Raw genomic sequence first — 25,682 nt, 5'->3', positions numbered from 1 at the left:
CGAAAACATCGTTAAGCGACTCATGTAATGGAGCAAACCAGCGCCTTCTTAGGGAGCACTCAAGCCCAAGTAGACGCATTGAGAACGAATTATTCAACGGGAATTAAGAGAGGGACACGCGCATGAAACGCTTACTTGTGCTGACGCTGGCGCTATTACCAATAACAATCGGAGGCGAATTGCCCCCGATGATCTTTAACCGATTAATCGCCTTCAGCTTCAATAAATTTCTGAGCCAGGCAAGGCGGCAAATTCTGAAGATACTGTACAGAATCACGAATCAGTTCATCTACAGTTTCATCACGCTCACGTAAATTTTGAGCCCATCCTCTCCCTGGGTGCATAAAGTCCCAGCGAGGACGTAAGCCAGTGTAACGGTGCTTACCTGGATCATGATTGCCAAAACCATCGATAGATGAATTCCAAATCGGTTTAAAGCGAGAGATAACCAGCGATTCTCCCAACGGAATCCAGATGTCATCAACAACCAAAAATCGACAATAAAAATCTTCAATCGAAAGATTCTCCGCTGCACGAAGACTTTCGGCATGCTCTTTCAAGCGTCTAAATAGGACGTTTCCAACCTTATCTGGATTAGTAAGTCCCATTCTCGCACCTGCTGGTACGGCTTTACCCACATAGATAGGCAATCGAAATTGCCCATCACGATTCAGTTCTGCCAGTTGCCTGTAAGCAGGATGATCGCCAGTGTAATAAATCGCGTAAATCCCTGCTCCTGGAAATGAGGTTAACTCTTCCAGAGGATGAGCATCTTTGCTCAACAAGGCTTCCGCAACACTGGCACCTAAATTTTGCTTATCAAGTGGATTAAATGGAATGACCTTTCCTGTCATGCAGAAGCCCTTTTATTATTACCACCCTGCTTGAGGATGTTCCCAATTTCAGAGGTCAGCAGCTTTTCCGCTACACTGCTGGCAACACAATACGCCAGGTGAACCGGCACAGCGTTACCCAACTGCCTCATAGTTTCAGTCCAGCTCCCATGAAAACGATAACTATCGGGAAACGTTTGAATTCTGGCACTTTCTCGCACAGTAAAATAGCGTACTGAACCATCATTACGCACGAGCATGTTCTCGCCCCCAGGAACACCATGAGCACCTGCTTTGAGCGTTTTAGCTGGTAAATCTAATGGGCTTCCCGTATGACCGGGATAAGTTCGCGCCCCCGCCTGGAACGCATGATTCCTGATCAAATTTGCCGCCTTTGTTTCAGGATCAGGCAAATCTGCAATAGCATCTCGAACTGTTTTCCACGGAAGTGTATCGGGCGGATTTTTACGCAATTTTGCGATACGACTAACCATCTGGTTTGGAACAACTGGCATTTCTAAACCGTGTCGCTTCCAATAATCACCAGTAACCCACTGATCATAAACAAGTGCATCATAACTATGAGTTGGTTTAGGGAACGACCACTCAATTTCAAGATCATCGCGGAAACCAACAATGAAGACACGCTCACGTTTTTGTGGGATGCCGTAGTCTGCTGCATTGACTAACGTAGCCAGAACGTTATACGTCAGCCCTCTCCCCTTGTTCTTTCCACTGGTTTTTTCTTCCTGCAAGCGTTTCAAATGCTCGCTCCAGTCTTCGCCATTTCGCGGAGCTACTTCTGGAAACTCAAGCTGCAACTGAATGTACTGGAAATAGCTCGCAAAGGTTGCCCGAGTCAGCCCTTTGACATTCTCAACGATGAAAGCCTTAGGGCGTATTTGTCTGATCGCTTCCGCTGTCGCTGGAAACATGTCTCGGGTATCAGAGTTAGCTTTGTGCTTGCCACCAATTGAAAATGGCTGGCAAGGTGGGCCTCCAGCTAACAGGTCTATACCTTTTGGTATTTGCGACCAGTCAAACTCTCGAACATCTCCCTCGAACAGGTTCCAATTGTTAAGCAAAGGGAAACCATTCTTCTGATTTTCGCGTACTGTATCGCAAGCCCATTTATCCCACTCGACAACAGCAAGGTGCTCAAATCCTGCAATCTCGCACCCCATAGCTAAACCGCCAGCCCCGGCAAATAGCTCTACAGATTTCATACTTATCTCCGCCTCATGGCTTATGGTCCGCATCTTAGCAATTTTATCCGTTCATCGGAACCAGCAGACCCAGCCCTATACAACTTACAATACCAATCGATGTATGGGCCAAAATTAAACGATAGATCACCTTTTGCGCCGTGTTGGGTACACCAACAAAAGCGCCGTAGGCGTATCATCAGGAGTTTTGTCAGTTAACCGCTCTCTTATCGAGTACCGTTCATTTATGGCACGGTGGACACCACGGTAGAGCCAGATCCTTTCCCGATCTGGTTAGGCTTCCCAACATTTGCTCGTTTATCCGTGGCGTGTCATCACGACAGGCTGTAACGGGACACCGCGCTAAGTGTGGAACGGTTAAAAGTTTTTGGTATAGGATTTAGAGACGGCGGCACGTCTTCCGGCTTCAAAGGGAATAGCTGTACAAGGTTGAGCCTGGTAACTACTTGCCACTGAGTGATAACATACCAAAGCCATTAACATTCACAGTGGCTTTTGTACTTGATGAAATGATGTATTTTCTACATGCAAAGTAGGCAGGTGTAAAATCCCTAACCACTTGATTTGCGGAAAAAATCGTTATTGATCAGTGACTTGGTGCCGAAGGCCGGACTCGAACCGGCACGTATTTCTACGGTTGATTTTGAATCAACTGCGTCTACCGATTTCGCCACTTCGGCACTGAAGGGGATGCGGAAACGTGTGGGATTATACCTGCTACAACCCCCTGCGCAAGCCTTATCCTCTGCCCGCGCCGTCAGGTGCTGAAAAAACCGCCACAGTTTTTCAGCCGGTTATCTCTTCTCCCCCACTTTCACACTTTGAGCCATGCTCAGCGCGTGAACAGCCTCTGTCATGTGAATGTTCTACAATCACGGAGCTAACCACAACAAAGGAAAACCGGGATGACCATCATCAAAAGTTACGCCGCGCATGAAGCGGGCGCCGAGCTTGAGCTTTATGAATACGACGCAGGCGAACTGAAGCCTGAGGATGTGGAAGTCGAGGTTGAGTACTGCGGCATCTGCCACTCCGACCTATCCATGATCGACAACGAATGGGGCATGTCGACTTATCCGCTTATCGCCGGTCACGAAGTAATTGGCCGCGTCAGCTCGCTTGGCGCAAGCGCGCAGAACAAGGGCCTGAAAGTGGGCCAGCGCGTCGGTATCGGCTGGACGGCGTCAAGCTGCGAGCATTGCGACGCCTGCATCAGCGGCAACCAGGTGAACTGCCAGCAGGGCAGCGTGCCGACCATCATCAACCGCGGCGGCTTCGCCGATAAAATCCGCGCCAACTGGCAGTGGGTTATCCCGATGCCGGAAGGCATCGACGCCGCGTCCGCAGGCCCGCTGCTGTGCGGCGGCATCACGGTCTTTAAACCGCTGCTGATGCACAACATCACCGCCACCAGCCGCGTGGGCGTTATCGGCATCGGTGGCCTCGGCCACATCGCCATTAAGCTGCTGCGCGCCATGGGCTGCGAGGTGACGGCGTTCAGCTCCAACCCCGCTAAAGAGCAGGAAGTGCGGGCGATGGGCGCGGATAACGTCGTCAACAGCCGCGACCCGGAAGCGCTGAAAGCGCTGGCCGGTCAGTTCGATCTCATCATCAACACCGTTAACGTGTCGCTGGACTGGCTGCCCTACTTCCAGGCGCTGGCCTGGGCGGGCAATTTCCACACCGTGGGCGCGGTGATGAAGCCGTTCGAAGTACCGGCGTTCTCGCTTATCCAGGGCGACCGCAGCATCTCCGGCTCCGCTACCGGCTCCCCGCACGAGCTGCGCTCGCTGATGAAGTTCGTCGCCCGCTCGAAAGTGGCGCCGCAGACGGAAGAGTTCCCGATGTCGCGCATTAACGAGGCGCTGCAACACGTACGCGAGGGCAAAGCCCGTTACCGCGTGGTGCTGAAAGCGGATTTCTAAAATGACGAAGGCGCCGAAAGGCGCCTTTTTGTTGCGATGCTCCCACAATGACGCGACCCCATTGCCGGAAACCCGCCCGAAACGATGGTTTTAACTGCGCCGCCCAGCCGGATTGTTACAGGGGCTGTGGAGCAGTTCCCCGGGCGCAACGCGAAGGGAACGGCTCGCCTTCTTCACCTCTTCAGCACGGGCAACGTGACACGGCCGCTCTGGCCTGCAAGCCCGCAACGGCACAGCCTTTTACTTCAGCGCCTTAAACACTTCCGCCACGGCTACCGCGCCCGGGTCCTGCACCCCTTCCAGGCTTTCGCGGTTCACGTAAGAGGAGCGGCCCGCGCCCGCTTTGTGCATTGCCGCCGTCGCTTCCGCCCCTTTCTGCGCCGCCGCAATCGCCGCGCCCAGCCCTTCGCCTGCCAGCGCTTCCAGCGCCGGTTGCAGGGCGTCGATAAGCGTGCGGTCGCCGAGGTCAGCGCCGCCGTAGTGCTTCATCTGCTTAAGCCCGGTGAGCAGCGCGTCCGGCAGCGGTTTGCCCTCCGCCACGCTCTGGCCTGCGGCGGTAAAAAATATCGACATCAGCACGCCGCTGGAGCCGCCCATCACCGTCGCCAGCCGTTCGCCAACCAGTTGCAGCAGCGCCGCCGCGTCGTTCAGCGGCAGGCGGTTTTGCGTAAGCAGCTGCGCAATGTCGCGCGCCCCTTCAGCGAACGTAGAGCCGGTGTCGCCGTCGCCCACTTTCGCGTCCAGCGCGTTCAGGCGGTTCTCAAGGCTAATCAGCGTATCGGCGGCCTGCTTCACTATCTGGCGCGCCTGCGGGTTATCGGAAGGGGTCGCCTCGTCGCTACCGCGAAGCGGCGTGTGCGGCTGGGTCTGCATCGGCGCGAAGGCCACCGGCGGCTGCCAGCCCACGGTTTCCACGTCCGCCTTCAACGCCTGTTCGAAGGTCTCGTTCAGCGCCAGAACGGAGAGCGAAAAGCCTTTCATATCGAGCGCGCTCACCAGCGGTGCCGGGCCAATCAGGTACGCTATCTGCTCTTTTAACGCCGAGTGCGCCAGCTCTCTGGTGAGCAGCGCCATCTCCAGCGCGGAAACGCCGCCGAGGTTGTTGATGAGCACCGCCAGGCGCGCTTCGGTTCCCGCTTTCTCGCGAAGCCGCTCCACAAGCTCGGCGATAATCTCGCGGCTGTTGTGGCTCTCAAGCGTGGTGGCGCCCGGCTCGCCGTGAATGCCAAGCCCCAGCTCAACCTGGCCGGGCTTAATGCGCCCTTCTTCGTTGCCCCCCGGCAGGTTGCAGGTCTGCATAGCTACGCCCAGGCTCCAGACGCTGTCGCACGCCTGTTGGGCGATATCGCGCACTTCGCTTAACGATTTGCCCTGCTCCGCCGCGTAGCCAGCAATTTTGTGCACCAGCGCCGTGCCGGCGATGCCGCGCGGCTGCTTGTTGTCCGGCAGCGCAATATCGTCGGCGACGATGACCATCTCCACTTTCAGGCCGTAGCGCTTCGCTTTCTCCGCCGCGAGGCCGAAGTTCAGGCGGTCGCCGGTGTAGTTCTTCACCACCAGCAGGCAGCCCCGGTCGCCGGTTACCGCCACAATGGCGTTAAGAATGGCGTCCACGCTCGGCGAGGCGAAAAGGTCGCCGCAGACGGCGGCGGTCAGCATCCCCTTGCCGACAAACCCCACGTGCGCCGGTTCGTGGCCCGAGCCGCCGCCGGAAATCACCGCCACGCGGCTTTTATGCCAGTCGCTGCGCACCACCACGCGGATGGCCGGGTCGATATCAAGGCGCGTCAGGTTATGGTGGCGGGCGCTGAGGATAACGCCTTCAATGGCGTCGTTGACCAGCTGCTTGCGGTCATTGAAGAAGAATCTGGACATGGTTTCCTGCGAAAAAGTAAGCCGTAGGGAAAGCATAGACCGTGTGACAGCGCTCGCATTACGAAGCGCGCTGAATCAGAAAGAGGTATGAGAACGCCGGGGCAAAAATGGCGTATTACGCCGGTCAGATCACAAACCGTATGCGCCATAGCCGCGCTGTTTACGCAGCTTGTCGAGCCAGCGGCCCGCGTACCAGACGCCGACAAACAGCGCCGCCAGCAGGCCGCTGTGCAACCAGAAGCCTGAGCGCCCGTCGAACATAAAAAAGCTCATCACGAAGAAACCCAGCATGGCGTAGAGCGTCATCTCCAGCAGGCTTTCCGCCAGGCTAAAAAGACGCAGCACGCCGTCGGCCTCTTTCTCCTGCGGCGAGCCGCGCCGCACAACCCCGACCTCCAGGCTGCGCCGGTTAACCCACCGCGCTGTAAGCCAGAACAGCAGCGCCAGAAGCCCCAGCACGCCCGCTTCCAGCAGCAGGATCTGCTGAAGGTTTTTAAGCCAGAAGCAAGCGCCCGCTATCGCCACGAAGAGGAGAGATTCAAAGGCGAACATCAGGCGGTTGATAAAGGCGAACAGCAGAGGCGCAATCCGTTTCATCGGGCATCCATGCAGGGAAGAGGAAAGTGAGTAAGCGCTTCCCCCTTTGCCACAGGGGGAAGCCGCAGGCCGTCAGGCGCGACGCATCAGCATCCAGAAGCTTATCAGGAAGAAGCTGGCGCTTGGCAGCAGAGCGCCGAGGATCGGCGGAATGTTATAAACCAGGCTCAGCGGGCCGAAGATCTGGTCCAGCACGTAGAACAGAAAGCCGAAGCTTATCCCCGTTACCACGCGCACCCCCATCGGCACGCTGCGCAGCGGACCGAAGATAAAGGAGAGCGCCATCAGCATCATTACCGCCACCGAAAGCGGCTGGAAAATTTTGCTCCACATGTTGAGCTGGTAACGGCTGGCGTCCTGGCCGCTCGATTTCAGGTACTTCACGTAATCGCGCAGGCCGCTGATGGAGAGCGCATCTGGGTCGAGCGCCACCACGCCGAGCTTGTCCGGCGTCAGGTTGGTTTTCCAGGTGCCGGTGACGGTCTGCGAGCCAGTTATCTGTTTCGGGTTGCTGAGGTTAGACTCATCCACCTGCGACAGGCGCCACGCCTTTTGCTGCGGATCGAAGGTGGCGGTGGCCGCGTAGCGCACGGACTGCAAACGGCGCTGGTCGTTAAAAGCGTAAATGCTCACGCCGCCCAGCTCGTTCTCGCCCTTCACGTTCTGGATGTAGACGAAGTTGTTGCCGTCTTTCGCCCACAGCCCCTGTTGCGTGGAGAGCAGCGAGTTGCCGTACATCATCTGCGCGCGGTAGTTACGCGCCATCTGCTCGCCCTGCGGCGCCACCCACTCGCCAATCGCCATGGTCAGCAGCACCAGCGGAATGGCGGTCTTCATGACCGAAAGCGCCACCTGCATGCGGGTGTAGCCGGAAGCCTGCATCACCACCAGCTCGCTGCGCTGCGCCAGCATCCCTAAGCCCAGCAGCGCGCCAAGCAGTGCCGCCATCGGGAAGAAGATCTGGATATCTTTCGGCACGCTGAGCAGGGTATAGAACCCCGCGCCCATGGCGGAGTAGCTGCCCTGCCCGGCTCTTTTCAGCTGATCGACAAACTTAATGATCCCCGAAAGCGACACCAGCATGAAGAGCGTCATCATGATGGTGTTGAAGATAGTCCGGCCGATATACCGGTCGAGTACGCTAAATCCCAGCATCGATTAACCCCCGACGCGCAAAGCGGGCGCGAATGCGGCGCACCGGCACGGTATCCCACAGGTTCAGGCCCACCGCCAGCGCCAGATAAAGCAGGTTCACAAACCACATCCAGATCATCGGGTCCAGCTTGCCCTTCGCGCCGTTAGAGCGCAGCGACGTCTGCAACAGGAAGAACACCAGATAAAGCAGCATCGCCGGCAGCATGGAAAGCACGCGGCCCTGGCGCGGGTTCACGACCGAGAGCGGCACCACCATCAGCGCCATGACCACTACCGCGAACACCAGCGTCAAACGCCAGTGCAGCTCCGCCCGCGCCGAGTTTTTATCCGACGCAATCAGCGCGTTCATGTCCATCTGCTCGGCGTCGCTCGGGTCCAGCGCCACGGCCTGATGGCCGACAATCGCCTGGTAATCCTGGAAATCGGTAATGCGGAAGTCGCGCAGCAGCGCGGTGCCTTCGAAACGGGTGCCCTGGTTGAGCGTGACCACCTGCGAGCCGTCTTTACGCTGGGAAAGGTGGCCGGAATCCGCCACCACCACTGACGGGCGGGCGTTGCCTTTCGGGCGCAGCTGCGCCATGAAGACGTTGGTAAAATTGCTGCCGTTCACGCTTTCGATAAACAGCACGGCGTTGCCGTCTGTCGCCTGCTGGAACTGCCCTTGCGCCAGCGCGGCCATGCCGGGGTTCGCTTTCGCTTCCGCCAGCACTTCGTCCTGGTGACGGGAAGACCACGGGCCGGCCCACATTACATTCACCGCAGCAATAATCCCGGTGAAAAGCGCGAGGATCATGGCGGCTTTCACCAGCACGGCTTTACTCAGGCCGCAGGCATGCATGACGGTGATTTCACTTTCGGTATAAAGCCTGCCGAGGGTCATCAGCAGGGCGAGAAAAAGGCTTAGCGGCAGGATGAGCTGCGCCATTTCAGGCACGCCCAGACCTAACAGGGAGAGAACCAGGTTTGTCGGGATTTCGCCGTCAACCGCCGCGCCCAGGATCCTTACCAGCTTCTGGCAAAAAAAGATGAGAAGCAGGATGAAGAGGATCGCGAACTGGCTTTTGAGCGTCTCCCGAACCAGATATCTTATGATTATCACATTAAATACGCCTGTGAATACGAGTCTTTTTGCAGGAAAATCGCTTGTTTCATGGCTTAAACGTCATTTATCCTCTTGAGTCTTCGAAAGCGTCGCTAAGCTATTACTCAGCGGACCTGTACTCAGAGGGTTAGCGACGCGCCGAACCATAACAATACTCGTTAAGATTAACACGAAGTCATCGCAACAGCGGAGCAAGCGTTACGAAAGCGTTCAATTCTATCCGCAGCCGCTGCCGTTGTCTTTAAGATTCAGGAGCGTAGTGCATGGAGTTCAGTGTAAAAAGCGGAAGCCCGGAAAAGCAGCGGAGCGCCTGCATCGTTGTGGGCGTGTTTGAACCGCGCCGCCTTTCTCCGATAGCCGAACAACTCGATAAGATCAGCGACGGCTATATCAGCGCCCTGCTTCGTCGCGGCGAACTCGAAGGAAAAGCGGGTCAAACCTTATTGCTTCATCACGTTCCCAACGTGCTGTCTGAGCGCATTTTGCTGATTGGCTGCGGCAAAGAGCGCGAGCTGGATGAGCGCCAGTATAAGCAGGTCATTCAAAAAACCATTAATACGCTCAATGATACCGGCTCAATGGAAGCGGTCTGCTTCCTGACCGAACTGCACGTCAAAGGGCGCAACACCTACTGGAAAGTACGCCAGGCGGTGGAGACGGCGAAAGAGACCCTTTACAGCTTCGACCAGCTCAAAACCAACAAAAGCGAGCCGCGCCGCCCGCTGCGTAAAATGGTGTTCAACGTCCCGACCCGCCGCGAGCTGACCAGCGGCGAGCGCGCTATTCAGCACGGCCTCGCCATTGCCGCCGGCATCAAGGCGGCGAAAGATCTCGGCAATATGCCGCCGAACATTTGCAACGCCGCCTACCTCGCCTCCCAGGCGCGCCAGCTGGCGGACGCTTACAGCAAGAACGTGGTCACCCGCGTGATTGGCGAGCAGCAGATGAAAGATCTGGGCATGCACTCCTACCTGGCGGTAGGTGCAGGCTCGCAGAATGAATCGCTGATGTCGGTGATGGAATATAAAGGCAGCAGCGAGCCGGACGCCCGGCCGATTGTGCTGGTGGGCAAAGGGCTGACCTTCGACTCCGGCGGTATTTCCATCAAGCCTGCCGAAGGCATGGACGAGATGAAATATGACATGTGCGGCGCGGCGGCGGTTTACGGCGTGATGCGCATGGTGGCGGAGCTGCAACTGCCGCTGAACGTCATCGGCGTGCTGGCGGGCTGTGAAAACATGCCTGGCGGGCGCGCTTATCGCCCGGGCGACGTGCTGACCACCATGTCCGGCCAGACGGTGGAAGTGCTGAACACCGATGCCGAAGGCCGTCTGGTGCTGTGCGACGTGCTCACCTACGTAGAGCGCTTCGATCCGGAAGCGGTGATCGACGTGGCGACGCTGACCGGCGCCTGCGTGATTGCGCTGGGGCACCACATCACCGGGCTGATGTCGAACCATAATCCGCTGGCCCATGAGCTGATTGGCGCCTCCGAACAGGCGGGCGACCGCGCATGGCGTCTGCCGATGGCGGACGAGTTCCAGGAACAGCTGGAGTCGAACTTCGCGGATATGGCGAACATCGGCGGCCGTCCTGGCGGCGCGATCACCGCGGGCTGCTTCCTGTCGCGCTTTACCCGCAAGTATAACTGGGCGCACCTGGATATCGCCGGCACCGCCTGGCGCTCCGGCAAAGCGAAAGGGGCGACCGGTCGTCCGGTGGCGATGCTGTCGCAGTTCCTGCTCAACCGCGCCGGGATGAACGGCGAAGAGTGATAGTAAATGCCGGGCGGCGGTTACGCCCTACCCGGCCTACAGGCATGAGCAATAAGAATTCTATACCCTATGGATTTCGAGTTGCATCGCGGCGGCAACTGAACACATCCCCGGGAGCATAGTTTACTATGTGACTGGGGTGCGTAAAGGCAGCCAACAAAGAGGCAACTCGAGAGACGACGGGTATAGATATGAAAAATGCGACCTTTTACCTTCTGGACAACGACGACACCGTCGATGGCCTTGGCGCCGTTGAACGGCTGGTGTGCGACATTGCCGCAGAACGTTGGCGCAACGGCAAGCGCGTATTGATTGCCTGCGAAGATGAGCAGCAGGCTATTCGCCTCGACGAAGCGCTGTGGACGCGGCCGCCGGAAAGCTTCGTGCCGCATAACCTGGCGGGCGAAGGGCCGCGCGGCGGCGCGCCGGTAGAGATTGCCTGGCCGCAAAAGCGCAGCAGCGCGCCGCGCGACATTTTAATCAGCCTGCGCCCGGCATTCGCAGATTTTGCCACCGCTTTCACTGAAGTGATAGACTTCGTACCGATCGAAGAATCCCAGAAACAACTGGCGCGCGAACGCTATAAAGCCTATCGCGTGGCTGGTTTCCACTTGACTACGGCCACCTTCACGGCGCCCGGAACGACATAGCAGAAATGGAAAAGACATATAACCCCCAAGATATCGAACAGCCGCTTTACGAGCACTGGGAAGAGCAGGGCTACTTCAAACCCAATGGCGACGAAAGCCAGGAAAGCTTCTGCATTATGATCCCGCCGCCGAACGTCACCGGCAGTTTGCATATGGGTCACGCCTTCCAGCAGACGATCATGGACACCATGATCCGCTATCAGCGCATGCAGGGTAAAAACACCCTGTGGCAGGCAGGCACCGACCACGCAGGCATCGCCACCCAGATGGTGGTGGAGCGCAAAATCGCTGCCGAAGAGGGGAAAACCCGCCACGATTACGGCCGCGACGCGTTTATCGATAAAATCTGGCAGTGGAAAGCGGAATCCGGCGGCACCATTACTCGCCAGATGCGTCGTCTGGGCAACTCCGTGGACTGGGAGCGCGAGCGCTTCACCATGGACGAAGGCCTTTCCAACGCCGTTAAAGAAGTGTTCGTGCGTCTTTATAAAGAAGACCTGATTTACCGCGGCAAGCGTCTCGTTAACTGGGACCCGAAACTGCGCACCGCTATTTCCGACCTGGAAGTGGAAAACCGCGAGTCTAAAGGCTCAATGTGGCATATCCGCTACCCGCTGGCGGACGGTGCGAAAACCGCTGACGGTAAAGATTACCTGGTGGTGGCCACCACGCGTCCGGAAACCCTGCTGGGCGATACCGGCGTTGCCGTTAACCCGGAAGATCCTCGTTATAAAGACTTAATCGGCAAGTATGTGGTTCTGCCGCTGGTGAACCGCCGCATTCCTGTGGTGGGCGACGAACACGCCGACATGGAAAAAGGCACCGGCTGCGTGAAGATCACCCCGGCGCACGATTTCAACGACTACGAAGTGGGCCGTCGTCACGCCCTGCCGATGATCAACATCCTGACGTTTGACGGCGATATCCGTGAAAGCGCGGAAGTGTACGACACCAAAGGCAACGAGTCCGACGTTTACTCAAGCGAGATCCCGGCGCAGTTCCAGAAGCTGGAGCGTTTTGCCGCGCGCAAAGCGATTGTCGCCGCCATTGACGAACTCGGCCTGCTGGAAGAGATTAAGCCGCACGACCTGACGGTGCCTTACGGCGACCGCGGCGGCGTGGTTATCGAACCGATGCTGACCGACCAGTGGTACGTGCGCACCGACGTGCTGGCGAAACCGGCCGTTGAAGCCGTTGAAAACGGCGACATTCAGTTTGTGCCGAAGCAGTACGAGAACATGTACTTCTCCTGGATGCGCGATATCCAGGACTGGTGTATCTCTCGCCAGCTGTGGTGGGGCCACCGCATTCCGGCGTGGTACGACAACGAAGGCAACGTCTATGTTGGTCGCAACGAAGACGAAGTACGCCTTGAGAACAACCTCGGCGCCGACGTGGCGCTGCGCCAGGACGAAGATGTGCTGGATACCTGGTTCTCCTCCGCGCTCTGGACGTTCTCCACCCTCGGCTGGCCGGAAAACACCGACGCCCTGCGCCAGTTCCACCCGACCAGCGTCATGGTCTCTGGCTTCGACATTATCTTCTTCTGGATTGCCCGCATGATCATGATGACCATGCACTTCATCAAAGATGAAAACGGCAAGCCGCAGGTGCCGTTTAAGACCGTCTACATGACCGGTCTTATCCGCGACGACGAAGGGCAGAAAATGTCCAAGTCCAAGGGCAACGTTATCGACCCGCTGGATATGGTAGACGGCATTTCCCTTGAAGAGCTGCTGGAAAAACGCACCGGCAACATGATGCAGCCGCAGCTGGCAGAGAAGATCCGCAAGCGCACCGAGAAGCAGTTCCCGAACGGCATTGAGCCGCACGGCACCGACGCCCTGCGCTTCACGCTCGCGGCGCTGGCCTCTACCGGCCGCGACATCAACTGGGACATGAAGCGCCTTGAAGGCTACCGCAACTTCTGTAACAAGCTGTGGAACGCCAGCCGCTTCGTGCTGATGAACACCGAAGAGCAGGATTGCGGCTTCAACGGCGGCGAAATGACCTTCTCGCTGGCGGACCGCTGGATCCTCGCGGAATTTAACCGCACGGTGAAAGCCTATCGCGACGCGCTGGATAACTATCGCTTTGATATCGCCGCCAACATTCTGTACGAGTTCACCTGGAACCAGTTCTGCGACTGGTATCTGGAGCTGACCAAGCCGGTGATGAACGGCGGCTCCGACGCCGAGCTGCGCGGTACCCGCAACACGCTGGTAAACGTGCTGGAAGGCCTGCTGCGTCTTGCGCACCCGATAATCCCGTTCATCACGGAAACCATCTGGCAGCGCGTGAAAGTGCTGAAAGGCATTACCGCCGACACCATCATGCTGCAACCTTTCCCGGCCTATGACGCCGCGCGGGTAGATGAAGCGGCGGCGGCGGATACCGAGTGGCTGAAGCAGGCGATCATCGCCGTGCGTAACATTCGCGCTGAGATGAATATCGCGCCGGGTAAACCGCTGGAGCTGTTGCTGCGCGGTTGCAGCGCTGATGCTGCGCGTCGCGTTAACGACAACCTGAACTTCCTGAAAACGCTGGCGCGTCTGGAGAGCATCACCGTCCTGCCTGCCGATGATAAAGGTCCGGTTTCCGTGACCAAAATTATCGACGGCGCGGAGCTGCTGATCCCGATGGCGGGGCTTATCGACAAGGCGGCGGAGCTGGAGCGCCTGGCGAAAGAAGTGGCGAAGATCGAAAATGAAATCAGCCGCATCGAAAGCAAGCTCGGCAACGAGGGCTTTGTCGCCCGCGCGCCGGAAGCGGTTATCGCTAAAGAGCGTGAAAAATTGCAGGGCTACCACGAGGCGAAAGCCAAACTGGTGGAACAGCAAGGCGTGATTAGCGCGCTGTAAGCAAACCAAAAAAGGCCGGGCAACCGGCCTTTTTGTTGACCTCAATACCCTGCCTGAAAGATCCTCGCTTGCGCCCTGAGAAACGTAGTGCTATTTACTGCGCCTATGTGTTCAAAGTAAATAAGTCATCTATCTATGAGTGTTGTAACTCCCCTTCAGTTAACTATGCGCCCGCTGACCGCAAGGGATAACCCTGCTATCGCCCGCGTTATCCGCGCCGTTTCCGCTGAATATGGTTTAACCGCAGACAAAGGCTATACGGTCGCCGACCCGAATCTGGATACGCTTTATGAAGTCTACAGCCAGCCTGGCCATGCTTACTGGGTGGTTGAGCATGAAGGCGACGTGGTGGGCGGCGGCGGCATAGCGCCTTTACAGTGCAGCGAGCCGGATATCTGCGAACTTCAGAAGATGTATTTTCTGCCGCAGGCGCGCGGCCAGGGGCTTGCCAAAAAGCTGGCCTTGCAGGCGATGGCGTTCGCCCGCGAGCAGGGCTTTCGCCGCTGCTACCTGGAAACCACCGCCTCGCTGACCCAGGCTATCGCGCTTTATGAACGCCTTGGGTTTGAGCATATTGACGAGCCGCTCGGCTGCACCGGCCATGTGGATTGCGAAGTACGCATGCTGAAAAGCCTCTGACGTCACGCTTCCCTGTTCGCCTTAAACAGCGCCAGTAATGTCGCCACCTGCTCATCGGGCGGCGACAGCGCCTCTTTAACGATAAGATGCAGCGGCGTGGCGCGTCTGGCGCCGTGGGCCAACGGCAACGCTTTTAGCGTCCCTGCCGCAAGCTGCGCCTGAATGCGCTCTTGCGGCAGCCAGCCGTAGCCCACCTGGTACATCACCGCTTCTATCGCTGCGTCGGCCGTGGAAAAGGTCCACTGCTCTGAGGTGCGCGACTCCCGCGCTGCCTGCTCGCGCTCGCGCCCGGCGATACGGATCTGCGGATAGCGCGACAGCGCCTCATCCACTTCCGCTGACGCTAACTGGTGCAGCGGATGCTCGTGATGGGCGACCGCGACAAAGTCGACATTCATTAGCCATTCGCCCCGCCCGACGCTCTCCTCCCGCCGCGTCAACACCAGCACATCGGCATCTTTACTGGCGGCAATCGCTTCCGGGTCGCTTTCCAGCACCTCCGTCAGCCGCACCTGGGTTGCCGGATGGCGTTGCTGAAACTCTCGCAGTATGGCGAACAGCCGCTGGCGCGGGAAAACCGTATCCACGATCAGATCGATGCTGCCGCGCGCGCCGTTGTGCAGATCCGCCGCCCGGCTCTCAAGCGCATGAAAAGCGGCCAGCAACGGCTTTGCTTGATCAAGCAACAGTCGGCCCGCCGGCGTCAGCACTGCCCGTCGGCCCTCGAGTGTTAATAACGTAACGCCGAGCCGCTCCTGTAATTGCGCCAGGTTGTAGCTGACCGACGACTGGCTACGGTACATCGCGTCCGCCGTGCGAGCGAAGCTGCCAAGCTCCACTACGCTTTCTAAGAGGCTCCACTGCTCAAGCGTCGTTTTATGCATAACCGTTCTATTTTTTGAATGGGTTTAATTCAAATTTAGCGTTATTCATTCAAAAAATGAAGCAATAGAATAACCTCATCAAAACAAAGGAGGTCATTATGAGCCAGTTCGATAAACAAGATTTGAGTGGTTTCGTGGGTAAACACCTTGTCTATACCTACGACAACGGCTGGAATTATGAAATTTATGTGAAAAACGAGACCACGCTGGACTACCGCATTCACAGCGGGCTGGTGGGCAACCGTTGGGTGAAAGACCAGCGCGCTTATATTGTTCGCGTAGGGGAAAGCATCTATAAAATTTCCTGGACCGAGCCGACCGGTACAGACGTCAGCCTGATTGTGAACCTTGGCGACCGCCTGTTCCACGGCACCATTTTCTTCCCGCGCTGGGTGATGAATAACCCGGAAAAAACCGTTTGCTTCCAGAATGAGCACATCGCTGAAATGGAATCGTATCGTGAAGCGGGCCCGGCTTATCCGACCGAAGTGATTGACGAGTTCGCGACGATCACTTTCGTGCGCGACTGCGGCCCGGATGATGACAGCGTGATTAACTGTGCGGCGAGCGAGCTGCCCGCCGATTTCCCGAATAATCTGCGTTAATCATCAACAGCCATGCCACACGCCGCCCGCGCCGCGTGTGGCGTTTTTTTTAACGGCTGCTGACTGAGTAGCGAATCACGCCTGCCGCGCTCGCCATCGGCAGATTAAACACTTCCTGCCATAACCCCTGCACCATATAGCATAGCTGTCCTTCTTTCCCTTGCGCCTTTTCCGGGTGCGCCATCAGGTCCAGGTCCGCGCCATAGCGCGCGTTCATACGTTGCAAAATAGGCTGGAGATCGCGATGCGCCTGTTCGCGCTCCGCTTCCGTCACGCTGTGTTTGTTTGCGCCAAAGGAAGCGTTATACATGTCGGCATCCGCCGCCATGCGGCTGTCGATTTGCTCCTGCGTAAGGTAGCGCACCGGGTTCACACCCCCTTTTACCGCCGGAAAGAGGTAGCGAAAGCAGATATCATCGCCATGTTTTTGCAGCGCGGCGGTCATCTCCATGTTCGAGCGCATATAAGCCACCGCTTCAGCATCAGAGGTCTGTTGCAGACGCTGCATGGAAATAAGCAAAATCTGCTGCTGAATAGCATCGATTTTTTCCTGTTCGCTGCGCCCTTGTCGCTCCATCGCCGTTACCTGATCGCGCAGTTGCTGCGCCGTGGCCGGGTCATGGTCGAGAATGGCGCGCCAGAGCGGAATACGGCTCATGCTGGCGTCGAAAGCGCTGTCGCTTGCCGTTTGCGTCACGACGGGCTGCTGGGCATAACGCAGCCAGGCGCTAAGCGCGACCACAATAGCGAAGGCGGCCACCAGCGCGCCAGCGCGCATCGCTTTAGAACGCTTACGCGTCAGCAGGTAAGCGGCGACAATAATCATTGCGCCCACTACGGCAATAAGAGGGATAAAGGCCATCATGGCTCCTGAATAGTGACTGATGCGTTAAGCATAGCGCGCTCCGCTATACCGGCACGCCGCTGTGAAAACGAAACTCGTCGTCTGGCGATGTAATAAGCGATGCTTCCACTTCGCCGAAAAAGCGCACGCGGGCATCCACCTCTTTCGGCGCGATCTGGCGGGCCAGCGCCAGATAATCCTGATAGTGGCGCGCTTCCGAGCGCAGCAGCGACAGGTAGAACTTGCGTAAATCATCATCCAGATAAGGAGCCAGCGCGGCGAAACGCTCGCAGGAACGCGCCTCGATATAGGCGCCGCAGATAAGTTTATCCACCAGCGTCAGAGGTTCGTGCGTGCGCACTTCCCGCAACATGCCCTTAGCGTAGCGGCTGGCGGTGATCTTCACATAAGGAATGTTGCGCGCCAGCATCGCCTCGCGCACCTGCCAGAAATGATGCAGCTCTTCTTTAATCAGCAGCACCATGCTGTTGATAAGCGCCTGCCCCCACGGGTCATCGGTTTCAGGCATGACGCTTTTGCCGATACGCTTATGCAGGGCGATAAAATCGGGCTCCGGCCCTTCCCGGAAGGTGAACTCTTCATAAGGCTTCAGCCAGCCTAACAGTTCGTCAGACCCGTTTTTATCCGCCACATATTTGCGGATGAGCAACATGGCGGTTTGCGCCGCTTTCAGTTCGCAAACGAGGTGATCGGTGAGCAGCAGGGGAAGGTTTTCCGGCGCGCGCGCTTTTTCAATCCAGGCGGCGGGCGTGGCGCAATGTAAAAACTCCCGAACGGGAGCGAGCGGTTCTTCGTAATTCATGCAGGATCCTTGCGATGCGGCAGCCTGAAGCTGCCGCCCTGAACGACTTAGTGGCGGATGCCGTCGTCATCTTCGTCCACGTAGTCTTCGTCGTCCTCTTCGCCTTCGCCGTTGGGATCTTCGTAGTAAGTGCCCCAGCCGTCGTAGTCCACTTCATATTTTTCGGCGAGATTAAGTAATTGCTCAACTTGCGCGTCGATAAGCTCGGCGTTGAGCGCGCATTCGCTCAGCACATCGCAACAGATGACGGTTTCGCCCTCTTCCACTTCCAGCTCTTCTGGATCGGTGACTTCGTAACCCAGCTTAAACGCCTCTACGGCGACTTTTTCCAGCGTTTCGAAATCATCCGCGGAGAAGTGATGTTCGATAGTGTAAAGCGCGTCGGGATCGCTGCCGTCTTCCAGCAGTTCTTCAATGATCAGGCGCGTCTCTTCACGCTGCTCTTCCAGTAATTCCGGGTTTGCCATGGCTCGTTCCTCTGTGTGTCGCCGAATATCCTTTATTTTCACATACCGCCGCCAATGCCTCCACCTTTCACCGCAAAGTTTTGCGATGCAGGGTTGCAAATGAATATTCATACATATAGATTGAATTTTAATTCAATAAGTGGCGTTCGCCATGTGAGGACATGATGTCGACCTTTTATCAAAAACATTTTCTGAAACTGCTGGATTTCACGCCTGCTAACATCACCGATTTACTCGCCCTTGCTGCGAAGCTGAAAAGCGATAAGAAACAAGGGCGTGAAGTGCAAAAGCTGACCGGTAAAAATATTGCGCTCATCTTCGAAAAAGACTCAACCCGCACGCGATGCTCTTTCGAAGTTGCCGCTTACGACCAGGGCGCCCGGGTCACTTATCTTGGCCCGAGCGGCAGTCAGATTGGGCATAAAGAATCAATAAAAGATACCGCGCGGGTGCTGGGCCGTCTGTATGACGGCATTCAGTATCGCGGCCACGGTCAGGAAATCGTCGAAACGCTGGCGCAGTATGCGGGCGTGCCGGTGTGGAATGGGCTGACCAATGAGTTTCATCCCACTCAGCTGCTGGCAGATTTGCTTACCATGCAGGAGCATTTGCCGGGCAAAGCGCTTAGCGACATGACGCTGGTCTATGCGGGCGACGCGCGCAACAACATGGGCAACTCGATGCTTGAAGCGGCAGCGTTGACGGGTCTGGATTTACGCCTTGTCGCGCCGAAAGCCTGCTGGCCCGAAGCGAGCCTGGTGGCGGAGTGCCAGGCGCTGGCGGCGCAGACCGGCGGGAAGATCACGCTAACCGAAAACGTAGCCGAAGGGGTTAAAGGCGCTGATTTTATTTATACCGACGTCTGGGTCTCTATGGGCGAGCCAAAAGAGAAGTGGGCGGAGCGCATCGCGCTGCTGCGGCCCTATCAGGTGAACCGCGAAATGATGGCGCTTACCGGCAATCCGCAGGTGAAGTTTCTGCACTGCCTGCCGGCGTTTCACGACGACCAGACGACGCTTGGCAAACAGATGGCGGAACAGTATGGCCTGCACGGCGGCATGGAAGTAACCGATGAAGTGTTCGAGTCCGCCAACAGCGTAGTCTTCGACCAGGCGGAAAACCGCATGCACACAATCAAAGCGGTGATGGTGGCGACACTCGCGCAATAACTGACGACTGGCGATTGTCGATCACCCCAGCGCTCTTTTTTAAGGGGAGAGGGAAAAAGCGGCCCAGGCTTTTTCCTTTTTAAAAGGCGCCAGCGCTAAAGTAGAGAGCCTGCTCCGGCTAAAAATCGCCTCAGCTTTTTCACGATGGCAGGGTCGCACCGGTTGGACCCGGTGCGAGGGCATGTCGGCACACGGACGTGCCGTCATGCCCGACCCTAAGCCAGCAGGGAAAAGATGAGGTTTCCCGCTTCAGCGGGCGATTTTCCGCCGGGAGCCGGGATTGCAAAGGGGGCGGCGGCGAGCCCCCTTTGCACGTTCACAGGATAAGAGATTTCACAGGGGCGCAGCTCTATAGTGAACGGAATATATCACTGGTTGCGCATGTGCAGGAAAGTAAAGTTACCCTGCCAGAAAAGGCTTACTCCACCAGCAGCTTCACCACCACTTTACGCACCGGCGCGGCCTGCCCTACGGCGCACAGCGGCTTGTGCACTTCACCCGGGTAGAAGACCACAAAATCGCCCTCCTCCAGCACCACGGTTTTTTCCTGCGCCCCTTCCGGCAGGAAGGCGATGTCTTTATCCGCCAGCCAGTCGGTTTCCGGCGCGCCCACAGGCAGGCAGCTAAAGGTCATGCCTTCCACGCCTTTCAACACCATCTGGATATCCAGATAGCGCGCATGATACTCGGCTCGGCGCTCGGCAATCGGCTGCGTCGTATCGTTGGATACAAGATAAAACAGACGGTTGCCGTCGATGTCATGCTTGCCGGTCGGCGTTTCCGCCGTCACGTGCTGCTTCACATGCTCAATCGCGTCGCGTAGTTCGGCTGGCAACCAGGGTTGTAAATGGTGAATATTGCCGATAATCATCAGACTCTCCTTTATATAAAACACCGTTTCATTTTTATGTTTTATACGAGGAAATAGCCTGAGCGGCTACTGCTTTCTGCCAGAAACCTGCGTCAGAACAACATTCCCGTTTTCGCTCATTCGCCAGATAAATAAAAATTCAAATAAAATGATTTTTTATGCCACGAAACCGATTACCGACGTCAAATTGTGCATTCATCCCCTTGCGAAGCTGGCCTGCGCGCGTATAATGCCGGGCAATTTGCCGGGAGGAAGCATGGTCAGGTCTGTTCGACACACTCGCTTACCGCGTCGCCACAACGCTGGCGGCGACCACGCCGTTTTTCTTTCCGCTATTCAATTTCTATGAAAGCCCCTCATTTGAGGGGCTTTTTTTTGTCCTGCGTTTGACCGCCGGCCTGAAGAGGAGACAGAAATGGCTAATTCGCTCTACAAGAAACACATCATTTCCATTAACGATCTCAGCCGGGAGGAGCTTGAACTGGTGCTGGAAACGGCGGCGAAGCTGAAGGCCAACCCGCAGCCGGAGCTGCTGAAGCATAAAGTGATCGCCAGTTGCTTTTTCGAAGCGTCCACCCGCACCCGTCTGTCGTTTGAAACGTCCATGCACCGCCTTGGCGCTTCGGTGGTGGGCTTTTCCGACAGCAGCAACACCTCGCTTGGCAAAAAAGGCGAAACGCTGGCGGACACCATTTCGGTTATCAGCACCTATGTGGACGCGATTGTCATGCGCCATCCGCAGGAAGGCGCGGCGCGCCTCGCCACTGAATTTTCCAGCGGCGTGCCGGTGCTGAATGCAGGCGACGGCGCAAACCAGCACCCGACGCAAACGCTGCTCGACCTCTTTACTATTCAGGAGACTCAGGGGCGGCTGGAGAACCTGAATATCGCCATGGTCGGCGACCTGAAATATGGCCGCACCGTCCATTCGCTCGCCCAGGCGCTGGCGAAGTTCAATGGCAACCGCTTTTACTTTATCGCCCCGGACGCGCTGGCGATGCCGCAATACATTCTCGACATGCTGGATGAAAAAGGCATTGCATGGAGCCGCCACGAGGCGATAGATGAGGTCGTGGCCGACGTGGACATTCTCTACATGACCCGCGTGCAAAAAGAGCGTCTGGATCCGTCTGAATACGCCAACGTGAAGGCGCAGTTTATTCTGCGGGCGGCGGATCTTGACGGCGCCCGCGCCAATATGAAAGTGCTGCACCCCCTGCCGCGCGTGGATGAGATCACGACGGACGTCGATAAAACGCCGCACGCCTGGTATTTCCAGCAGGCCGGCAACGGTATCTTCGCCCGCCAGGCGCTGCTGGCGCTGGTTCTGAATCGCGATTTGGCTCTGTAAGGAGGAAACTTAAATGACACACGATAATAAATTACAGGTAGAAGCGATTAAGCGCGGCACGGTGATTGACCATATCCCCGCGCAGGTGGGCTTTAAGCTGCTGACGCTGTTTAAGCTCACCGAAACCGACCAGCGCATCACCATCGGCCTGAATCTGCCTTCCGGCGAACTGGGCCGCAAAGATTTGATTAAAATCGAAAACACCTTCCTGACCGATGAGCAGGTAAACCAGCTGGCGCTCTATGCGCCGAAGGCGACGGTTAACCGCATTGACGAGTATGAAGTGGTTGGAAAAAGCCGTCCGCACCTGCCTTCGCGCATCGATAAAGTGCTGGTCTGCCCGAACAGCAACTGCATCAGCCGCAGCGAGCCGGTGGATTCCGGTTTCGCCGTAAAGCAGCGTAATGATGAGATCCTGCTGAAGTGCAAATACTGCGAGAAAGAGTTTGCCCACCACGTGGTGCTGGCGGATTAATTCACGCTGGCAATGAGAAACTGGCTCCCTATAATGGCGGGAGCCTAACCGCTTAACTCAGGAGAAATTATGTCCCGCACACTCGCGACGGAAAATGCACCCGCAGCTATCGGCCCGTATGTTCAGGGCGTTGATCTGGGCAACATGATCATCACCTCCGGCCAGATCCCGGTCGATCCCAAAACCGGCAGCGTACCGGACGATGTGGCAGCCCAGGCGCGTCAGTCGCTGGAAAACGTAAAGGCTATCGTCGAAGCGGCGGGCCTGAAAGTCGGCGATATCGTCAAGACCACCGTATTTGTGAAAGATCTGAACGACTTCGCTACCGTTAACGCTGCCTATGAGGCATTTTTCACCGAACATCAGGCGACCTTCCCGGCACGCTCCTGCGTCGAAGTGGCTCGACTGCCAAAAGATGTGAAGATTGAGATCGAAGCGATCGCCGTGCGTCGTTAATCGCGGCAATCGTGCATAAAAAAGGCCACTTCGGTGGCCTTTTCTCTGTTCGCTCATCTGCTACTGCCAGCCATAGCGACGGCTGTAAACATTCTTCACCCACTGCGTTAGCGCCATATACCCGGCGAGGATCACCACAAGCCACGGGAAGTAGGCCAGCGGCAGCGGCTCAAGGCTCAGGTATGCCGCAAGCGGCGAGAACGGCAGCGCGATGCCGAGCGTCATCACCACCAGCGTCATTACCAGCAACGGCCATGCCGCACGGCTTTGCAGGAATGGCACGCGACGGGTGCGGATCATATGCACGATCAACGTTTGCGACAGCAGCCCTACCACGAACCAGCCAGACTGGAACAGCGTCTGCGCTTGCGGCACGTTGGCCTTAAATACCCACCACATCACGCAAAAAGTAATAATGTCGAATAACGAGCTTATCGGCCCGAAGCAGAGCATAAAACGTCCCAGCTCAGTCGCCTGCCAGCGCTGCGGCGTTTTAATTTGCTCGTCATCCACGTTATCAAACGGGATAGCAACCTGGCTGATATCATAAAGCAGGTTCTGGATAAGCAAGTGCAGCGGCAGCATGGGCAAAAACGGCAGAAAAGCGCTGGCTACCAGCACGCTAAAGACGTTGCCGAAGTTAGAGCTGGCGGTCATTTTGATGTATTTCAGCATGTTGGCGAAGGTACGGCGCCCTTCGATGACGCCCTCCTCCAGCACCATCAGGCTTTTTTCCAGCAGGATGATATCTGCCGCCTCGCGGGCGATATCTACCGCGCCGTCAACAGAGATGCCGATATCCGCCGCGCGCAGCGCCGGGGCGTCGTTAATCCCGTCGCCCATAAAGCCCACCACGTGTCCTTCGCTTTTCAGCAACCGTACAATGCGTTCTTTATGCAGCGGCGTTAAGCGAGCGAAAAGCGTCGTGTTATGAAGGCGCCCGACCAGCGCGTCATCTTCCAGCTGCTCAATATCGCTGCCGGTGAGTACGTCGCCCGGCTCCATCCCTACTTCACGGCAGACTTTCGCCGCCACCAGCTCGCTGTCGCCGGTGAGGATTTTCACCGTCACGCCATGCGCTTTCAGCGCTTTCAGCGCCGGCGCCGTGGTCTCTTTAGGCGGATCGAGAAAGGCGATGTAGCCTTCGAGAATAAGGTCTGACTCATCCACGCGGCTGTAGTCGCCTTCCCGCGCCGCAAGTTGACGGGTCGCAACCGCCACCACGCGCAAGCCCTGGCGGTTGAGCGTATCCGTTACCGCTTTTATTTGCCCCAGCCTGGCGTCGTTGAGCAGCGTCACGCTCTCCCCAAGGCGAGCGTGAGTGCAAACCGCCAGCACCTCCTGCAAAGCGCCCTTGCAGATAAGCAGGTGCGAATCCGGTATTTCCTGAACCACAACCGACATGCGACGGCGTTCGAAATCAAAGGGGATCTCGTCCACCTTTTGCCAGCGCGCCGCCGCCTGCTGCGCCTGTTCCGCCTCAACCCCTTCCAGCACGGCGGTATCAAGCAGGTTTTTAAGGCCGGTCTGGTAGTGGCTGTTAAGCCACGCCGCCTGCAACACGCGATCGCTCACTTCGCCAGTAATGTCGGTGTGCGTCTCCAGCACAATGCGGTCCTGGGTCAGCGTGCCGGTTTTGTCAGTGCAAAGCACATCCATGGCGCCGAAGTTCTGAATGGCGTCTAAATGCTTAACGATCACTTTCTGTTTAGAGAGCTTCACCGCCCCGCGCGCAAGCGTAGAGGTGACAATCATCGGCAGCATTTCGGGGGTCAGACCCACCGCCACCGAGAGGGCGAACAGCGCCGCTTCCCACCAGTCGCCTTTGGTAAAGCCGTTTATCAGCAATACCACTGGCGCCATTACCAGCATAAAGCGGATAAGCAACAGGCTCACGCGGCTTATTCCCTGCTGGAAAGCGTTCGGCTCTTCCGGCTGTTCCGACACGCGTCCTGCAAGCTGCCCAAACCAGGTGTTGCCGCCCGTTGCAATAACCATCGCCTGCGCCGTACCGCTTACCACGTTGGTGCCCATAAAGCAGAGCGTGTCGCACTCAAGCGGATTATTTTGCTCAGGCTGGCGGCTGTGCGCCGTTTTTTCGACCGGCAGCGACTCCCCGGTCAGCGAGGCCTGGGCGACGAAAAGATCCCGTGCCTGCAACACGCGCAGATCGGCCGGGATCATATCGCCCGCCGAGAGCTTCACAATGTCGCCGGGCACCAGTTGATCGACCGGGATCTCTACCCAGTCATGCGCCCCTTTTTTATTGATAACGCGCAGCACGGTGGCCGTGTTGCTGACCATCGCTTTCAGCGCGTCCGCCGCCTTGCCGGAACGGCTCTCCTGAATAAAGTTCAGCAGCGTGGAAATGCCGACCATCAGGGCGATCACCCCGGCGGCGAACAGATCCTCCGTGGCGTAAGAGATAACGCCAAGCAGCGTCAGCAGCAGGTTGAAGGGGTTGCGGTAGCAACGCCACAGGTCAACCCACCAGGGCGAGGGCTGTTCGCCGGGGATCTGGTTTACGCCATATTTTTCTCGCGCCTGTACCACTTCCCGGGCGTTTAGCCCTTCAGGATGGCTATTAAACATCTGCCACAGCTGCGCTTGCGTGGCGCGCGCCGCTTTAAGACAGGTCTCGCTCAGCGAAGGCGGAATAGCCGCGCCGTTCAGACGCTGACGGTCCGGCAGCGGATCGCGTTCTGTAAAACGGCGGGGAATATGGCGGCTGAGAGCGAAAAGCCAGCGCCAGGTACGGTGTTTAATGTGCATAAGCGGTCCCTCCGCGCCAGGTTACGGCGCGTTGCTTTCTGCGGGCAGGGGCAAGCCTGTCCGCAGGACATTTTCTTTTACAGGGACGAATTCACGTCGCTGTCCTGAAAGACCGGCAAGACAACGACAACAGGCTGGCTTACCGGGTTAATTTCTCCCGTTCAGGGAGAGGGGTCGGATCGGGGTCCATGCAGCCTCCGGTAAGTGGTTGAAAAACGGAACGCGACAGGCGAAGGTAGCGGGTACGCTTTCACCTTAAACCTTGTTAAAGGTGGGCCTATAGTAACCTTAATAAACTAAATCAAACCTAAACCAGACAATACCCAT

At 57.2% G+C, this 25,682-nt stretch carries 22 protein-coding genes, 1 tRNA gene and 1 pseudogene; 11 read left to right on the top strand and 13 right to left on the bottom strand.

Features of this window, described 5'->3' with window-relative positions; translation table 11 throughout:
- Positions 1-203 precede the first annotated feature (203 nt).
- The 3 genes from DW56_RS21205 to DW56_RS02870 all read right to left on the bottom strand — a co-directional run bounded on the left by DW56_RS21205 (position 204) and on the right by DW56_RS02870 (position 2,739).
- On the bottom strand, positions 204-854 hold the full coding sequence (locus tag DW56_RS21205; protein WP_071812491.1) for an Eco29kI family restriction endonuclease: 651 nt from the start codon (positions 852-854) through the stop codon (positions 204-206).
- Complete coding sequence (locus DW56_RS02875) at positions 851-2,059, bottom strand: DNA cytosine methyltransferase (RefSeq protein WP_029589718.1); 1,209 nt, start codon at positions 2,057-2,059, stop codon at positions 851-853. The genes DW56_RS21205 and DW56_RS02875 overlap by 4 nt, the downstream gene beginning before the upstream one ends.
- 595 nt (positions 2,060-2,654) lie before the next feature.
- A tRNA-Leu gene (locus DW56_RS02870) sits at positions 2,655-2,739 on the bottom strand.
- Positions 2,740-2,964: 225 nt separating this feature from the next.
- Between DW56_RS02870 and ahr the strand changes: the two genes are divergently transcribed.
- Entirely contained in the window at positions 2,965-3,984 is a 1,020-nt protein-coding gene (gene ahr / locus DW56_RS02865; RefSeq protein WP_024551492.1) for an NADPH-dependent aldehyde reductase Ahr, read from the top strand.
- A gap of 240 nt (positions 3,985-4,224) precedes the next feature.
- Here ahr and DW56_RS02860 read toward each other — a convergent pair whose 3' ends face one another.
- The 4 genes from DW56_RS02860 to lptF all read right to left on the bottom strand — a co-directional run bounded on the left by DW56_RS02860 (position 4,225) and on the right by lptF (position 8,710).
- Positions 4,225-5,859 carry a dihydroxyacetone kinase subunit DhaK gene (locus tag DW56_RS02860; RefSeq protein WP_024551491.1) on the bottom strand — a complete coding sequence of 545 codons (1,635 nt, stop codon included), beginning with the start codon at positions 5,857-5,859 and terminating at the stop codon, positions 4,225-4,227.
- A 129-nt stretch (positions 5,860-5,988) separates the two neighbouring features.
- Positions 5,989-6,456 carry a hypothetical protein gene (locus DW56_RS02855; RefSeq protein WP_024551490.1) on the bottom strand — a complete coding sequence of 156 codons (468 nt, stop codon included), beginning with the start codon at positions 6,454-6,456 and terminating at the stop codon, positions 5,989-5,991.
- 72 nt (positions 6,457-6,528) lie between these two features.
- Positions 6,529-7,611, bottom strand: a complete 1,083-nt coding sequence (gene lptG, locus DW56_RS02850) for an LPS export ABC transporter permease LptG (protein ID WP_024551489.1) — start codon at positions 7,609-7,611, stop codon at positions 6,529-6,531.
- The gene (gene lptF, locus DW56_RS02845; protein WP_024551488.1) at positions 7,598-8,710 is read right to left on the bottom strand and encodes an LPS export ABC transporter permease LptF; all 1,113 of its coding nucleotides are present in this window, start codon (positions 8,708-8,710) and stop codon (positions 7,598-7,600) included. Before lptF ends, lptG begins: the two co-directional genes overlap by 14 nt.
- Before the next feature lie 266 nt (positions 8,711-8,976).
- Between lptF and pepA the strand changes: the two genes are divergently transcribed.
- The 4 genes from pepA to DW56_RS02825 all read left to right on the top strand — a co-directional run bounded on the left by pepA (position 8,977) and on the right by DW56_RS02825 (position 14,638).
- Positions 8,977-10,488 carry a leucyl aminopeptidase gene (pepA, locus tag DW56_RS02840; RefSeq protein ID WP_024551487.1) on the top strand — a complete coding sequence of 504 codons (1,512 nt, stop codon included), beginning with the start codon at positions 8,977-8,979 and terminating at the stop codon, positions 10,486-10,488.
- Positions 10,489-10,679: 191 nt separating this feature from the next.
- Positions 10,680-11,138: a DNA polymerase III subunit chi gene (gene holC, locus DW56_RS02835; RefSeq protein WP_024551486.1), complete on the top strand. Its 459-nt coding sequence runs from the start codon at positions 10,680-10,682 to the stop codon at positions 11,136-11,138.
- A gap of 5 nt (positions 11,139-11,143) precedes the next feature.
- Positions 11,144-13,999 carry a valine--tRNA ligase gene (locus tag DW56_RS02830; RefSeq protein ID WP_024551485.1) on the top strand — a complete coding sequence of 952 codons (2,856 nt, stop codon included), beginning with the start codon at positions 11,144-11,146 and terminating at the stop codon, positions 13,997-13,999.
- 135 nt (positions 14,000-14,134) lie between these two features.
- The gene (locus DW56_RS02825) at positions 14,135-14,638 is read left to right on the top strand and encodes a GNAT family N-acetyltransferase (protein ID WP_024551484.1); all 504 of its coding nucleotides are present in this window, start codon (positions 14,135-14,137) and stop codon (positions 14,636-14,638) included.
- Between the two features lie 2 nt (positions 14,639-14,640).
- Here the strand turns inward: DW56_RS02825 and DW56_RS02820 are convergent, their stop codons facing one another.
- The gene (locus DW56_RS02820) at positions 14,641-15,522 is read right to left on the bottom strand and encodes a LysR family transcriptional regulator (RefSeq protein ID WP_024551483.1); all 882 of its coding nucleotides are present in this window, start codon (positions 15,520-15,522) and stop codon (positions 14,641-14,643) included.
- 98 nt (positions 15,523-15,620) lie between these two features.
- On the opposite strand from DW56_RS02820, the gene DW56_RS02815 reads away from it, so the two are divergent.
- Complete coding sequence (locus tag DW56_RS02815) at positions 15,621-16,127, top strand: phenolic acid decarboxylase (protein WP_024551482.1); 507 nt, start codon at positions 15,621-15,623, stop codon at positions 16,125-16,127.
- Positions 16,128-16,176: 49 nt separating this feature from the next.
- On the opposite strand, the gene DW56_RS02810 is transcribed toward DW56_RS02815, so the two are convergent.
- Genes DW56_RS02810 through rraB form a run of 3 tightly spaced genes read right to left on the bottom strand, consistent with a single transcriptional unit; the run spans position 16,177 to position 18,261 of the window.
- Positions 16,177-16,992 (bottom strand): topoisomerase II, encoded by an 816-nt coding sequence (locus DW56_RS02810; protein WP_234409174.1) that lies wholly within the window; start codon positions 16,990-16,992, stop codon positions 16,177-16,179.
- A gap of 43 nt (positions 16,993-17,035) precedes the next feature.
- Positions 17,036-17,794 (bottom strand): tRNA isopentenyl-2-thiomethyl-A-37 hydroxylase MiaE, encoded by a 759-nt coding sequence (gene miaE, locus DW56_RS02805; protein WP_024551480.1) that lies wholly within the window; start codon positions 17,792-17,794, stop codon positions 17,036-17,038.
- A 47-nt stretch (positions 17,795-17,841) separates the two neighbouring features.
- Positions 17,842-18,261 carry a ribonuclease E inhibitor RraB gene (rraB, locus tag DW56_RS02800; RefSeq protein WP_024551479.1) on the bottom strand — a complete coding sequence of 140 codons (420 nt, stop codon included), beginning with the start codon at positions 18,259-18,261 and terminating at the stop codon, positions 17,842-17,844.
- Between the two features lie 99 nt (positions 18,262-18,360).
- On the opposite strand from rraB, the pseudogene argL reads away from it, so the two are divergent.
- Both argL and argF read left to right on the top strand, forming a co-directional pair.
- Positions 18,361-18,420 (top strand): annotated as a pseudogene (argL, locus tag DW56_RS23100) (putative translational regulatory protein ArgL); the annotation flags it as partial.
- A gap of 5 nt (positions 18,421-18,425) precedes the next feature.
- Positions 18,426-19,430, top strand: a complete 1,005-nt coding sequence (gene argF, locus DW56_RS02795) for an ornithine carbamoyltransferase (RefSeq protein WP_029697279.1) — start codon at positions 18,426-18,428, stop codon at positions 19,428-19,430.
- A 418-nt stretch (positions 19,431-19,848) separates the two neighbouring features.
- On the opposite strand, the gene DW56_RS02790 is transcribed toward argF, so the two are convergent.
- Positions 19,849-20,301: a YhcH/YjgK/YiaL family protein gene (locus DW56_RS02790; RefSeq protein ID WP_024551477.1), complete on the bottom strand. Its 453-nt coding sequence runs from the start codon at positions 20,299-20,301 to the stop codon at positions 19,849-19,851.
- 415 nt (positions 20,302-20,716) lie between these two features.
- On the opposite strand from DW56_RS02790, the gene pyrB reads away from it, so the two are divergent.
- From pyrB to ridA, 3 genes are all read left to right on the top strand, one after another.
- Positions 20,717-21,652: an aspartate carbamoyltransferase gene (pyrB, locus tag DW56_RS02785; protein ID WP_024551476.1), complete on the top strand. Its 936-nt coding sequence runs from the start codon at positions 20,717-20,719 to the stop codon at positions 21,650-21,652.
- A gap of 13 nt (positions 21,653-21,665) precedes the next feature.
- Entirely contained in the window at positions 21,666-22,127 is a 462-nt protein-coding gene (pyrI, locus tag DW56_RS02780) for an aspartate carbamoyltransferase regulatory subunit (RefSeq protein ID WP_024551475.1), read from the top strand.
- Positions 22,128-22,196: 69 nt separating this feature from the next.
- Positions 22,197-22,583 carry a 2-iminobutanoate/2-iminopropanoate deaminase gene (gene ridA / locus DW56_RS02775; protein ID WP_024551474.1) on the top strand — a complete coding sequence of 129 codons (387 nt, stop codon included), beginning with the start codon at positions 22,197-22,199 and terminating at the stop codon, positions 22,581-22,583.
- 60 nt (positions 22,584-22,643) lie between these two features.
- Here ridA and mgtA read toward each other — a convergent pair whose 3' ends face one another.
- A complete protein-coding gene (gene mgtA, locus DW56_RS02770) occupies positions 22,644-25,355 on the bottom strand; it encodes a magnesium-translocating P-type ATPase (protein ID WP_029697280.1) in 2,712 nt (903 codons plus the stop codon).
- Positions 25,356-25,682: the final 327 nt, after the last annotated feature.

Source organism: Franconibacter helveticus LMG 23732 (assembly GCF_000463115.2).
Taxonomy (GTDB): domain Bacteria; phylum Pseudomonadota; class Gammaproteobacteria; order Enterobacterales; family Enterobacteriaceae; genus Franconibacter; species Franconibacter helveticus.
Note: the sequence above shows the minus strand (reverse complement) of the source record. Positions and strands in the feature narration are given on the sequence as shown.

What these genes read in the sequence shown, in the direction of transcription:
- DW56_RS21205 (WP_071812491.1), bottom strand. Translation starts at nt 854, where the DNA reads ATGACAGGAAAGGTCATTCCATTTAATCCACTTGATAAGCAAAATTTA.
- DW56_RS02875 (WP_029589718.1), bottom strand. Translation starts at nt 2,059, where the DNA reads ATGAAATCTGTAGAGCTATTTGCCGGGGCTGGCGGTTTAGCTATGGGG.
- ahr (WP_024551492.1), top strand. Translation starts at nt 2,965, where the DNA reads ATGACCATCATCAAAAGTTACGCCGCGCATGAAGCGGGCGCCGAGCTT.
- DW56_RS02860 (WP_024551491.1), bottom strand. Translation starts at nt 5,859, where the DNA reads ATGTCCAGATTCTTCTTCAATGACCGCAAGCAGCTGGTCAACGACGCC.
- DW56_RS02855 (WP_024551490.1), bottom strand. Translation starts at nt 6,456, where the DNA reads ATGAAACGGATTGCGCCTCTGCTGTTCGCCTTTATCAACCGCCTGATG.
- lptG (WP_024551489.1), bottom strand. Translation starts at nt 7,611, where the DNA reads ATGCTGGGATTTAGCGTACTCGACCGGTATATCGGCCGGACTATCTTC.
- pepA (WP_024551487.1), top strand. Translation starts at nt 8,977, where the DNA reads ATGGAGTTCAGTGTAAAAAGCGGAAGCCCGGAAAAGCAGCGGAGCGCC.
- holC (WP_024551486.1), top strand. Translation starts at nt 10,680, where the DNA reads ATGAAAAATGCGACCTTTTACCTTCTGGACAACGACGACACCGTCGAT.
- DW56_RS02830 (WP_024551485.1), top strand. Translation starts at nt 11,144, where the DNA reads ATGGAAAAGACATATAACCCCCAAGATATCGAACAGCCGCTTTACGAG.
- DW56_RS02825 (WP_024551484.1), top strand. Translation starts at nt 14,135, where the DNA reads ATGAGTGTTGTAACTCCCCTTCAGTTAACTATGCGCCCGCTGACCGCA.
- DW56_RS02820 (WP_024551483.1), bottom strand. Translation starts at nt 15,522, where the DNA reads ATGCATAAAACGACGCTTGAGCAGTGGAGCCTCTTAGAAAGCGTAGTG.
- DW56_RS02815 (WP_024551482.1), top strand. Translation starts at nt 15,621, where the DNA reads ATGAGCCAGTTCGATAAACAAGATTTGAGTGGTTTCGTGGGTAAACAC.
- DW56_RS02810 (WP_234409174.1), bottom strand. Translation starts at nt 16,992, where the DNA reads ATGATGGCCTTTATCCCTCTTATTGCCGTAGTGGGCGCAATGATTATT.
- miaE (WP_024551480.1), bottom strand. Translation starts at nt 17,794, where the DNA reads ATGAATTACGAAGAACCGCTCGCTCCCGTTCGGGAGTTTTTACATTGC.
- rraB (WP_024551479.1), bottom strand. Translation starts at nt 18,261, where the DNA reads ATGGCAAACCCGGAATTACTGGAAGAGCAGCGTGAAGAGACGCGCCTG.
- argF (WP_029697279.1), top strand. Translation starts at nt 18,426, where the DNA reads ATGTCGACCTTTTATCAAAAACATTTTCTGAAACTGCTGGATTTCACG.
- DW56_RS02790 (WP_024551477.1), bottom strand. Translation starts at nt 20,301, where the DNA reads ATGATTATCGGCAATATTCACCATTTACAACCCTGGTTGCCAGCCGAA.
- pyrB (WP_024551476.1), top strand. Translation starts at nt 20,717, where the DNA reads ATGGCTAATTCGCTCTACAAGAAACACATCATTTCCATTAACGATCTC.
- pyrI (WP_024551475.1), top strand. Translation starts at nt 21,666, where the DNA reads ATGACACACGATAATAAATTACAGGTAGAAGCGATTAAGCGCGGCACG.
- ridA (WP_024551474.1), top strand. Translation starts at nt 22,197, where the DNA reads ATGTCCCGCACACTCGCGACGGAAAATGCACCCGCAGCTATCGGCCCG.
- mgtA (WP_029697280.1), bottom strand. Translation starts at nt 25,355, where the DNA reads ATGCACATTAAACACCGTACCTGGCGCTGGCTTTTCGCTCTCAGCCGC.